Below are 12,458 nucleotides of genomic sequence, written 5' to 3'. Positions count from 1 at the left end.
GTTTAGCCTTTCGCGAGAAGAGCGGAATAAAGCGAGACGTAGCGTTCCGCGCTTTTGGCCCAGGAAACGTCTGACTTCATGCCCTGGTTCTGCAGGCGTGCCCAAAGCTTCGGCTCATTGTATGTGCGCATGACGCGCCGGATCGCAAGCCTGAGCCCGTCGACGGTAACCGGGAGGAAGTGAAAGCCGGTGGCGCACTTCGCCGACAGCGCCGCCTCGTTGGCGTCGATGATGGTGTCGGTGAGACCGCCGGTGCGGGCCACGACCGGAACGCAACCATAGCGCAGGCCGTAGAGCTGCGTCAGGCCGCAGGGTTCGAAACGCGACGGAATGAGGATCGCATCGGCGCCTGCCTGCATGAGATGCGACAGCGGTTCATCATATCCGGTCACCATGCCGATATGTCCGCGGTGACGCGAGGCGGCTGCCATAAGCGCGCCTTCGAGCGCCGGCTCACCCGAACCGAGCACGACGAGTTTGCCGCCAAGCGCCACGATATCGTCGGCCGCTTCGGCGACGAGATCCATGCCTTTCTGCCAGGTGAGACGGCTGATGACGCAGAAGATCGGTCCCGGGCCTTTCTCCAGGCCGAAACGCTCTTCGAGCGCCTTGCGGTTGCCGGCGCGCCGCTTGAGCGTTCCGGGACCGTAATGCGCCGGAATATGCGGATCCGTCTGTGGGTCCCAGATATCTCCGTCGATGCCGTTGACGATTCCCCTCAGATCCGCGATGCGGCTCGAAAGGAGCCCGTCCAGCCCCATGCCGAATTCGGGCGTCAGGATCTCCTGCGCATATGAGGGGCTGACCGTCGTAATTGCGCTTGCCGTCTGCAGGCCGCCCTTGAGGAAGCCGACATCGCCATAATACTCGACGAACTCGGTGGAGAAGGCATCCGGTGGCAGCGCCAGTTCGGGGAACACCGAGGCGCCGAACTGACCTTGGAAGGCGATGTTGTGGATCGTCATCACCGTGGGCATGGCCGGCGCCGGGCCGAAGCGCATATAGACGGGAGTGAGCGCCGTCTGCCAGTCATGAACGTGAACGATGTCCGGCTTCCAATCGGGGAGAACGCCGTTCCCTGCAATCTCGGCCGCCGCCAGCGAGAGTGCGGCGAAGCGCCGGAAATTGTCCGGATAATCCCGCCCGGTCGAATCGAGATAAGGTCCGCCGTCCCGGGCATAGAGAGCGGGCTGGTCCAGGACGAGCAGGTCCAGTCCGTTGACCTCGGCGGAAAGCACCGTAGCAGGATGGCCGAAGAGATTGCCGAAGCGGCCGGCCGATTTCTTCTTCTTCAGCTTCTGCAACACGGAGGGGTAGCCGGGAACCAGCGTGCGCGTCCGCACTCCATGCGGGAGAAGTGCGGAAGGCAGCGCGCCGACGACATCGGCGAGCCCCCCCGTCTTCACCAGCGGGTAGACTTCGGACGCAACTGACAGGATGTTCATACCCGGCTACATTCCCAGCTTGTCGATCATCGTTTGCGTAATCAGGCAAACCCCGTTTTCCGTGCGTCGGAAGCGTTTCGCGTCGAGCTCCGGATCGTCGCCGACGACCAGGCCCTCCGGAATGACGACGCGGCTGTCGATGACCACGTTGCGCAGAATCGAATGCCGCCCGATCGTCACGTCGGGGAGAACTACGGCATTTTCGAGTCTGGAGTATGAATTCACCCTGACGCCGGTGAAGAGCAGACTCCTGTTGAGCGCGGCACCCGAGATGATGCAATCGCCGGAGACGAGCGAAGACGTGGCCGAACCGCGGCGATTTTCGTCGTCATGGACGAATTTGGCCGGCGGCTTGATTTCGGAAAAGGTCCAGATCGGCCAGGTGCTGTCGTAGATGTCGAGCTCGGGCGTGATATGGGTGAGATCGATGTTTGCCTGCCAGTAGGCATCGATAGTGCCGACGTCGCGCCAATAGGCCTCGCGTTCGAAGTCGGACCGGACGCAGGAATGGGTGAAGCGGTGGGCCACCGCTTTGCCGTGTTCGACGATGTAGGGAATGATGTCCTTGCCGAAGTCGCGGCTCGACTTCGGATCGGCGGCGTCCCGGCGCAGCATGTCCATCAGGAACTTCGTGTGGAACACGTAGATACCCATGGAGGCGAGTGCCATCTCCGGGTTGCCCGGAATGCCCGGCGGATCGGCCGGTTTCTCGACGAAGGCGATGATCCGGTCCTCATTGTCGACATGCATGACGCCGAAGCCCGTCGCCTCCATGCGCGGCACCTCCAGGCAGCCTACCGTTACGTCGGCACCCGAATCGACGTGCTGCTGCAGCATCAGTTCGTAATCCATCTTGTAGACGTGGTCGCCTGCGAGGATCACCATGTATTCGACGCCGTGGTCCTCGATGATGTCGATGTTCTGATAGACCGCATCGGCGGTGCCTTCATACCATTGCGTTTCGGAGACGCGCTGGCTGGCCGGCAGGATGTCGAAGCTCTCATTGCGCTCCGGCCGGAAGAAGTTCCAGCCGCGCTGGAGATGCCGGATCAGCGAGTGGGCCTTGTACTGCGTGGCGACGCCGATGCGACGGATGCCGGAATTCAGCGCATTGGAGAGCGCGAAGTCTATGATACGCGCCTTTCCGCCGAAATAGACTGCCGGTTTCGCACGCCGGTCGGTCAGTTCCTTGAGCCGGCTGCCGCGGCCGCCGGCGAGAACGTAGGCCATAGCATCACGGGCCAGGGGCTGCGTACGTCTTTCCACCATTTATCCCTCCCCAAAATCATTTCAGGGGGCTGCTCGGCGCTCTCTTGGACGCCGCGAAGCCCAAAGATTTCCTCCTGTTCCGCCCGTCGTACCAAGTTCCCGTCGGGTGGACGCTCTATTCCTGCTCCAGCATCAGCGTCGCCAGAGGCGGCAGCGTGATGGTGGCGATTGTCTCTCCGTTCGCTCTGTTCTGCGCATGGACAGCGCCGCCGTTGCCCTTGCCGCTTCCTCCATAGATTTCTGCGTCCGTATTGAGGATTTCCTTCCAGCGTCCTGCGACCGGAAGCGGGATGTCGTAGTGTTCCCGGTAGACCGGGGTGAAATTGGTGACGACGGCGACCAGCTTCTCTCCAGGCGCCTTCCTCAACCAGGCGAAGACGGAATTTTCACGGTCGTCGGCAATCAGCCATTCGAAGCCGTAGCCCTCGCAGTCGCGCGCATGCAGCGCCGGCTTCGAGCGATAGGTGCCGTTCAGATCGCGCACCAGACGGCGCATCCCCTCGTGAAGATTGTATTCGAGCAGGTTCCAGTCGAGACCGCGGTCCTCCGACCACTCGCGCCATTGGGCGAATTCCTGCCCCATGAAAAGGAGCTTCTTGCCGGGATAACCCCACATGAATCCGTAATAGGCTCTGAGATTGGCGAATTTCTGCCAGTCGTCGCCGGCCATCTTGGCGATCAGCGACCCCTTGCCGTGGACGACCTCGTCATGGGACAGCGGCAATACGAAGTTTTCGCTGAAGGCGTAGAGCAGGCCGAAAGTCATGTCGTTGTGGTGAAACTTCCGGTGCACCGGCTCGCGCGCGAGGTATTGCAGCGTGTCGTGCATGAAACCCATGTTCCACTTGAATCCGAAGCCGAGCCCGCCGGCATGCACCGGGTGCGAGACCTTCGGCCACGAGGTCGATTCCTCGGCGATGGTCAGCACGCCCTGGTGAATGCCGTAGATGCGGGTGTTCATCGTCTGCAGGAAACGCACGGCCTCGAGATTTTCGTTGCCGCCATACTCGTTCGGCACCCATTCGCCATGCCTGCGCGAATAGTCGAGATAGAGCATCGAGGCGACCGCATCGACGCGCAGGCCGTCGACGTGAAATTTCTCCGCCCAGTAGAGGGCGTTGTTGACCAGATAGGCGACGACCTCCTGACGGCCGAAATTGTAGATCGCGGTGTTCCAGTCGGGATGGAATCCCTGGCGCGGATCCGCGTGCTCGTAGAGCGCGGTGCCGTCGAACCAGCGAAGCCCGTGTTCGTCGGTGGGAAAATGCGCCGGCACCCAGTCGAGGATGACGCCGATGCCCACCTTGTGGCAGCCGTTGACGAAACGGGCAAAGCCCTCCGGCTCGCCGAAGCGCGCGGTCGGCGCGTAGAGGCCGGTGGTCTGGTAGCCCCAGGACGGATCATAGGGATATTCCGAAACGGGCAGGAACTCGATGTGAGTGAAGCCCATATCGACGCAATAAGGGATCAGTCTTTCCGCCAGTTCGTCCCAGGACAGCATGTCGCCATTGTCGCGGCGCTGCCACGAGGCCGCATGGACCTCGTAGATCGAGATGGGCTGGCGGCGCGGGTCGATCTCGGCCCAGTGCCGCCGATGCGCCTCGTCCTCCCAGTCCTGAACGATCTCGTTCGCCGTCAGCGACGCGGTGTCGGGCCTGAGCTCCGAGCGCCGGGCAAAGGGGTCGGCCTTCAACGGCAACAGCGTACCGTTGCTGTCGACGATTTCGTATTTGTAGGGCGTACCCGCCGGCACGCCGGGGATGAAAATCTCCCAGATGCCCGTATCGACGCGCAGGCGCATGACGTGCCGGCGTCCGTCCCAATCGTTGAAACTCCCGACTACGGAGACGCGGCGGGCGTTCGGCGCCCAGACGGCGAAGTGAAAGCCCTCGGCGCCGTCGTGCCAGATCGGATGCGCGCCCATCTTGTCGAAGAGACGAAGATGCGAGCCCTCGCGGATATAGTAGTCGTCCATCGGCCCGAGCACAGGACCGAAGCTGTAGGGATCGACGACGGTCCATTCGCCGCCGCCGTTGCGGGCGCGGTAGCGGATCGGCTGCTCCTTGCGCAACGACACCGCCCCCTCGAAGAAACCCGTCTCGTCGCGCCGCTCGAGGGCGCCGAGTTCCTTGCCGCTAAGCGTCTCCGCAACCACGGATTCCGCGCCCGGAATGAAGCACCGGGCGACATAGGTCTTGCCCGCAGCATGCACTCCAAGGACGGCGAAAGGGTTGCTATGGGTGCCGGAAAGTATTGCCGCGATTTCGGGCGCTGGCAGCATGCCTGACGGGGCGAGGGTTGGATCCTTGCCGGGCGGAACCGTCATCCGGCTCTCCAGATCTCTCCGGCATATTGCCGAATCGTGCGATCGGACGAGAACCAGCCCATGCGGGCGGTATTGCGGACCGCTTTCGAATACCAGGCAGAGGGCGTGGTCCAGAGCTGGTCGATATCGCGTTGCGCCTTGGCATAGGCCTCGAAATCGGCTGCAACCATGAACCAGTCGTGGTTGTAGAGCCCGTCGACGAGGCCGGAGAAGCGATTGCGGTCGTCGGGCGAAAACACGCCGGAAGCGATCGCGGCGAGCGCCTGCGAAAGTTCGCGCGAATTTTCGATGATCGCGCGCGGGTTGTGCCCTTCCGCTCGCGCCTTGCCCACCTCCTCGGCCGTCATGCCGAAGATCTTGATGTTTTCCTCGCCTACCCAGTCGCGCATCTCGACATTGGCGCCGTCGAGCGTACCGATGGTCAGAGCTCCGTTCAGAGCGAATTTCATGTTGCCGGTACCCGAAGCTTCCATGCCCGCGGTCGAGATCTGCTCGGAGAGATCGGCCGCCGGCACCATCACTTCCGCAAGCGACACATTGTAGTTGGGAACGAAGACGACCTTAAGGAGCCCGCGAACCGCCGGATCGTTGTTGATGACGCGGGCGATGTCATTGGCAAGTTTGATGATCAGCTTGGCGTTATGATAGCTCGGTGCCGCCTTGCCGGCGAAGAGCTTGACGCGCGGCACCCAGTCGAGTTCGGGATGCGAGCGGATCTGATCGTAAAGCGCCACCGCCTCGATGAGGTTCAGCAATTGCCGCTTGTATTCGTGGATTCGCTTGATCTGGATGTCGAACATCGCCGAGGGGTCGAGCCGGATTCCGAGATTGGCCTGGACCAGCTTAGCCAGCCGCACCTTGTTGGCACGCTTCACGGCTGCGAACTGCTCCTGGAAATCCGCCTTGTCTGCAAAGGCGTCGAGGGCCTGAAGCGCCTCGGTATTGTCCATGAACTCGTCGCCGATCGCCTCCCGGATCAGGCCGAACAGGCCCGGATTGCACTGCATCAGCCACCGCCGCGGCGTGATGCCGTTGGTCTTGTTGTTGATGCGGTCCGGATAGAGCCGGTGCAGGTCGGCGAAGACCGTTTCCTTCATCAGTTCGGTATGGAGAGCCGATACGCCGTTGATCGAATGCGAACCGACAAAGGCGAGATTGCCCATGCGCACGCGCCGATCGCCGGTTTCGTCGATCAGCGAGATGTTGCGGATCGCTTCATCCGTCGCATGCTTCTCCCGCCGTGCCTCGATCAGGATCTTGGCGTTGATGGCGTAGACGATCTGCATGTGGCGCGGCAGCAGCCGCTCGAAGAGCGGAACCGGCCAGCTCTCGAGCGCCTCGGGCAGCAGGGTGTGGTTGGTATAGGCGAAGGTCCGCCGCGCGATGTTCCAGGCGTGCTCGAAATCGAGCCCGTGGACATCGGTCAGAAGACGTACGAGCTCGGCCACGGAGACGGCAGGATGCGTATCGTTGAGCTGGATGGCGACGGCGTCCGGCAGTGACGTAAAGTCCGGATATTGCTGCAGATGTCTGCGCAGGATGTCCTGGAGCGAAGCGGAGGAGAAGAAATATTCCTGCCGGAGCCTCAGTTCCTGGCCGGCCGGCGTGGCGTCGGCCGGGTAGAGCACACGGGTCAGGCTTTCCGCCTTGTTGCTTTCGCGCAGCGCCCCGATATGGTCGCCTGCATTGAAGGCGTCGAGCAGGATCGGGTCGATCGGCTGCGCGGTCCAGAGGCGAAGCGTGTTGACGCGCGTCGCCCGCCAGCCGACGGCAGGCGTGTCGAAGGCGGTGGCGATGACGCGCTCGGCCGGCTTCCAGACGTAGCGCTGCACTTCCTCGTCGATATTGACGGTTTCGACGCTGCCGCCGAAGCCGATCTCGTATGAGCTTTCGCGGCGCTCGAACTCCCAGGGGTTGCCGTGCGCCAGCCAGGTTTCCGGCAGTTCCACCTGCCAGCCGTCGGCCATCTGCTGGCGAAAAAGGCCATGCATGTAGCGTATGCCATAACCATAGGCAGGCACGTCGACGGTTGCCATGGATTCCATGAAACAGGCGGCGAGCCTCCCGAGACCGCCATTGCCGAGCGCCGCGTCCGGCTCGAGGGCGGCAATCACGTCGATATCGACTCCGAGCGAGCCGAGCGCATCGCGCATCTCGTCCATAAGCCCCAGATTCGTCATCGCGTCGCGCATCATGCGGCCAATTAGGAACTCGAGCGACATGTAATAGACGCGCTTGGCGCCGGTCGCATAGGTCTTGCGGGTGGAGTCCATCCATTTGTCGGTGATGCGGTCGCGCGCCACGAGAATGGCGGCGGTAAGCCAGTCATGCGGCTTGGCGACTTTCGGATCCTTGCCGATACGGTATTTCAGGCGCTCGAGAATCTCGACTGCAAGCTGACTGGGTTCCGAGGATCTGGGGGCGGGTTGCGGCAGTTCGGTTGTTGAGAGCCGATTCATCATGAGAACTGTCATACCCTTATTGCATTTCGGAAACCCCCAGGCCGAACCCGGTTCAATGGCAATTTATGCATCGATCCGAAGCGCTTGCAACAGGTGTTTTTAAAAGGATTAAAACAGCAGATGCTTGTCGGCGCCGCTCCCGGCAGCAGTTGAAGCAAAAGGCCGCCCGAAGGACCGGGCGGCACTTCAGCCGGACTCCCGGCTCATTTCGTCAGGCGGGAAGCCAATGCGGCTGCGCGCTCGCCAATCGCCTTGAAGGCGGCGACAAGATCGGACGCTTCGTCCGCTTCGAAATAATGGGAGGAGGATGAGGCGCAATATTTCAGCAGCTTCTGGCCGCGATCCGGCGCCATGAAGGCAACGCTATAGATCTGGACCTTGTTCGCCTTGGCGGTGTCGCACCATTGTTTGGTGACGGAATCGTCATTGGCGTAGTTGTTTTCGCCGTCGGTCATGAAGACGATGTATTTCGTAGGCACCTGGCCGTTCTTGGCGCTGTGCGCGCTGTCTTCCGTCCCGGCGATCACTTTCTGATAGGCCGTCTTGAAGGCGCCGCCGGAGGCCGTCCCGCCCGTGGCCACCAGGGCGTCGACATAGTCCGCCGCCCCTTTCGTTCCCCAGGAGAGATTGCTCGCGGCGTCCTGAGCGGAGTTGTACGAAACTGCGCCGGTGCGAACATAGGTCGCTTGCGGGTCCGCCGTCACCAGCTGTGCCAGGAGATCGCCGACGGCCGCCTTCAAGGCGTCGACCTTGGTGACATAGCAGGGGCTGGTCGCACCGAGCTTCGGAAATTTGCTCCAGTTCGCTTCCGTGTAGTTGGGGCAGCTCGCTTTAGCCGTGTTGACCGTGTTGGTTTTCCACGCCATCGAACCGGACCGGTCGAGCACCAGATACATGGACAGGGCGTTCTTGCTCTCCGTCGCACTTTCGGCGACCGACCGGGTTTCGAGTTCGATAGAATCCTGACCGAGCAGACGCGTCATGGCATTGAACTGGAGCAGGTGTTTGTTGGCGACGGCAACCTGGAACGTCTTTCCCTTCGCACCGTTCGGCGTTTCGGTGATGACGATTTCGGTCGTGTTGGTGTCGTCCCATTGGGGCGCGGCGGCCGCCGCTGCCTCGCCGTCCGGCGCCCGGCGCGTGGCCGTTCCACCCTTTTCCTCGCCTGGCAGATCCGTCCCGGATGCCGTCGCAGCCTGGCTCTTCAGAAATTTGCGCGCGAGCGCCTTCGCCTCTTCGATATCCGGCTTCGCATCGGATACGAGCGCGGAAGCCGCCGCGAGCGCTGCCGCGTCGGTTGCGTCCTGAAGCTGGCTCTTGGTCATCAGCATGTTGGCGACGTCGACGGAAACCCCGCCGACGGCCAGGAGCAGCGGCGCGACCAGCGCCGTCATCATCCCGAAATTTCCGCCCCGATCCCGCAGCATCGTCATCAAGGATCGGGTCATGGTGGATCGTCTGCGCATCTCTGCATACCCCAGCAAATACATTGCAAGCCCGGGGCCACAATTAGCGGCGATACCTTACCCGCATGTTCAGGAAATCGGTTCAATTTTAGCGAAGTGCCGGAAAAACCAATGGCTTCTATGGGGATTCCGTCGGGCGCGGACTGTCCGGAATCGGGATATGTGTGCCGTTTCGGCTCAGCCGACTGGAACGACGTCGACGGCCTGTTCCGTCGTGTGACGGCCGTAGCCTTTCAGCACGCCGATCACGGGCGCCACGTCGCCGTAGTCACGGCCATGGCCGACGACGATGTGGTCGGTGCCGGCCGGAATATTGTTCGTCGGATCGAGCTCCCTCCAGCCGCCCGTGGCGCCGCACCAGAAGCGGACCCAGGCATGCATGGCGTCGGCACCTTCCAGCCGTTCCTGGCCCGGCGGCGGCAGGGTCCTCAAGAACCCGCTGACGTAGCCGGCCGGAATGCCGAGGCTGCGCAACGCCACGATCATCACGTGGGCGAAGTCCTGGCAAACGCCGCGCTTGAGCTCGAAGGCCTCGGCGGGGGTGGTGCTCACGGTGGTCGCTTCGGCATCGTAGGCGAAGTCGCGATGGATGCGATCGCAGACGGCGGCTCCGATCTCTTCGACCGTCATGGTCTCGCCGGCGATCGCGTGCGCATAGGCCGCGATCTCCGGTACGGCCGGGAGAAGCGGGCTCGGACCGAGGAAATGATGCGGGGATTCGGCGCCGACCGACCAGCAGGCGGCAAGCTCAGACGCAAGATTGGCGAGCGGAGGCGACAGGTCGGCCGTGAGCGCCGGCACCTCGGCCTGAACACGCGCCTGCATTCGGATGACGAGATTGTCGTGCACCGAGCGGAACAGGATGGATGTCATGTGATTGGCGAAGAAATCCCTGCCTTCCCGGCGCTCGAAGGGCGCCGGCTGGCACGTCACCGATCCGGCCACAAGACGTTGTCGCCCGGGAATGGATGCCGGCAGGACACGCACGAGATGCCTTCCGCCGCTTACGGGAGCCTCGTAGCCGTAGGTGATCTTCAGGCTGACGTCGTAGAGCACGGCAGCGCCTCCTTCAGGCGAGATAAGTCTGCGCCAGCAGGTCGGACAGTCTTTCGAGGTCCTGCCCCAGCCGCCTGTAGACGCTCACGTCCATCGCTTCCGGCGTCATGACCGCAAGCCCCGAGTGGAGCCGCATAGTCTCGCGGTAGAAGGGCGACATCTGCCCGTTGACGAAGGCGTTCGGCAGGAGCTCGACCTCCTTCTTGATTTCGTTGAGCTGATAAAGGACCGAGCGCGGATTGAGCGGATCGAGCGCCAGGAGATCGGTGACCGTTGCTGCCGCCGTGCTGACGTTATAGCGGCGGCGATGGGTCATGACGCTGTCGCCGATTTCCAAGAGCATGTCGTAGGCCCCATCGGGTGCCTGCGGTCCGGACATGTGGCCGAGCAGCCCGGTCATATGCAACCCGCGCTCGAGATAGCGCCCGATCGACAGGAACCGCCAACCGGTGAAGCGGTACATGTTTTCGTGCACCAGACCCGCAAAGCCGGCGAGCTTTCGCAGCAGGATCGTCATCGCATGGGTGGCGTCGTCGCCCGCCTGTACGGTCGCGTGGAACTGCTGCGCCGTTTTCGACAGGTCCTTGAGCGCGAGCCAGCCGTCGGGCGAAAAGCGGTCGCGGATGTTCCCGGCGCTGAAAAGGGCGCTGTCGATACTGGAAAGCAGGCTGTCGGGCACCGGCTGGCGCGTGCTGACACCTACGGCGGCGAGATAGTCGCTCACATCTTTCAAGAGGGGGGTGTTCGGGTCGGCGGCTTCGGCAAAGCGCCCATGCCAGGCGCGCAGCACCCGAAGGGCGCCTTCCGCCCGTTCGATATAGCGACCGAGCCAGAAGAGGTTGTCGGCAGCCCGGCTGGGCAGGCTACCGGGCAGGTTGCGGGTGAAGCTTTCCTCCGCCGGAAGCAAGGTCGTGCGGTCGACCGGCCTGTCGCTCACGATCCAGACGTCGGCGGCAGTGCCGCCGGCCTGCATGGCGATCGCCGCCACGTCGTCGCCGGAGCCGATGCGAGCGAAGCCGCCCGGCATGATCTGCCAGCCGTCGCGCGTGCGCGCGGCGAAGACCCGGAGGCTCATCGGTCGGGGTGTGAGCCGGCCGCGCACCCATGCCGGCGTCGTCGACAGCGTGACGACCTCCTGGCCGACCAGCTTGCCGCCGTCCGCGGCGAACCATTCGCCGATGGAGGTTCCGGCGCTCTCGCGGAGGGAGGTGCCGAGGATCGACTGGCCGTCGTCGTCGAAGAAGGGACGCGTTGAATAGGCCGGGCCGATGACCATGCGCTCGATATTGCCGGCGACATGCCGGCGTTCGGTTTCCTGCCCGCACCACCAGGTGGCGATCGACGGCAGCTTCTGCTCCTCGCCGAGCAGGTGACGGCAGATCGCCGGCATGAAGGCCATGAAGGCGCGCGTTTCCAGGATTCCGGAGCCGAGTGCATTGACGATCGAGACGGAGCCGGCCCTCAACGCCTCGACGATCCCCGGTGTGCCGATATGCGAGGACTGATTGAGTTCCAGCGGATCGGCGAAGGATGCGTCGAGGCGGCGCCAGAGCACGCCGACCGGTTTCAGGCCGGCCACCGTACGCACCATGATCCGTCCCCCGACGACCGTCAGGTCTTCGCCCTCGAGCAGCATGAAACCGAGATAGCGGGCGATGTAGGCATGCTCGAAATAGGTTTCGTTGGCGATGCCCGGTGAGAGCACGGCTATGCGATCGTCTGCATGCCGCTTGCGCGCCTGCAGCGTGTCGCGGAAAGTGCCGAAGAATCCCGCCAGGCGATGGACATGGCTTTCGGCATAGAGGTCGGAGAAGGCGCGCGTCGTTGCCACCCGGTTCTCGAGCGCGAAACCGGCGCCGGAGGGGGCTTCGGTCCGGTCGGAGAGCACCCACCAATTGCCGTCGGGGCCGCGCCCGATCTCGAAGGAACAGAAGTGCAGATAATGTCCGTCGGCAGGGTCGACGCCGACCATCGGGCGCAGGAATTCCGGATTGGAGGCGACGAGGGCGGGAGGCAGCAAGCCCTCCCTGACCAGCCGGTTCCCACCATAGATGTCGGCCAGCACCCGCTCGAGCAGTTCGGCCCGCTGGACGAGACCCTCGGAAACGGTGGCCCATTCCGCCTCGTCGATCAGCACGGGGATGTGCGAGAGCGGCCAGCTCCGCTCGGAGCTCTCCTTGCCGTAAGCGCGGTAGAAGACTCCCGCGTCGCGCAGATACCGGTCCGCCCGGGCGAAGCGGTTGGCCAGCTCCGCCTCGTCCATGCGGCCGAGCGTCGCGAGCAGTCGCTGCCATACGGGCCGGACGCCTCCGCGCGCGTCGAGCATTTCGTCGGCGACGCCCGGCAGGGCGCGATAGCCCAGGGCCGGAGCGTCGTCGAATCGACCCATCTGTTCTGCCTGCTTCTTCGCCATTCGAACTCCTGCCGGACGCCC

At 63.3% G+C, this 12,458-nt stretch carries 7 protein-coding genes; all 7 read right to left on the bottom strand.

The genetic code is table 11. The annotated features are described in order from the left end of the window. Positions 1–2 precede the first annotated feature (2 nt). The 7 genes from glgA to SINAR_RS0124600 all read right to left on the bottom strand — a co-directional run bounded on the left by glgA (position 3) and on the right by SINAR_RS0124600 (position 12,437). Positions 3–1,445 carry a glycogen synthase GlgA gene (gene glgA, locus SINAR_RS0124630; RefSeq protein ID WP_028001553.1) on the bottom strand — a complete coding sequence of 481 codons (1,443 nt, stop codon included), beginning with the start codon at positions 1,443–1,445 and terminating at the stop codon, positions 3–5. A 6-nt stretch (positions 1,446–1,451) separates the two neighbouring features. After that, positions 1,452–2,714 carry a glucose-1-phosphate adenylyltransferase gene (gene glgC / locus SINAR_RS0124625; protein WP_028001552.1) on the bottom strand — a complete coding sequence of 421 codons (1,263 nt, stop codon included), beginning with the start codon at positions 2,712–2,714 and terminating at the stop codon, positions 1,452–1,454. A 115-nt stretch (positions 2,715–2,829) separates the two neighbouring features. Then, a complete protein-coding gene (gene glgB, locus SINAR_RS0124620) occupies positions 2,830–5,040 on the bottom strand; it encodes a 1,4-alpha-glucan branching protein GlgB (protein WP_028001551.1) in 2,211 nt (736 codons plus the stop codon). After that, entirely contained in the window at positions 5,037–7,514 is a 2,478-nt protein-coding gene (locus tag SINAR_RS0124615; RefSeq protein WP_419761331.1) for a glycogen/starch/alpha-glucan phosphorylase, read from the bottom strand. The genes glgB and SINAR_RS0124615 overlap by 4 nt, the downstream gene beginning before the upstream one ends. Before the next feature lie 191 nt (positions 7,515–7,705). Next, complete coding sequence (locus SINAR_RS0124610; protein ID WP_028001549.1) at positions 7,706–8,935, bottom strand: vWA domain-containing protein; 1,230 nt, start codon at positions 8,933–8,935, stop codon at positions 7,706–7,708. 210 nt (positions 8,936–9,145) lie between these two features. Further along, entirely contained in the window at positions 9,146–10,024 is an 879-nt protein-coding gene (locus SINAR_RS0124605; protein WP_028001548.1) for a transglutaminase family protein, read from the bottom strand. 13 nt (positions 10,025–10,037) lie between these two features. Further along, the gene (locus SINAR_RS0124600) at positions 10,038–12,437 is read right to left on the bottom strand and encodes a circularly permuted type 2 ATP-grasp protein (protein ID WP_028001547.1); all 2,400 of its coding nucleotides are present in this window, start codon (positions 12,435–12,437) and stop codon (positions 10,038–10,040) included. Positions 12,438–12,458 lie beyond the last annotated feature (21 nt).

The organism is Sinorhizobium arboris LMG 14919 (assembly GCF_000427465.1).
In the GTDB taxonomy this organism is placed as follows: Bacteria; Pseudomonadota; Alphaproteobacteria; order Rhizobiales; family Rhizobiaceae; genus Sinorhizobium; species Sinorhizobium arboris.
This window is presented reverse-complemented; position numbering and strand designations above follow the sequence as displayed.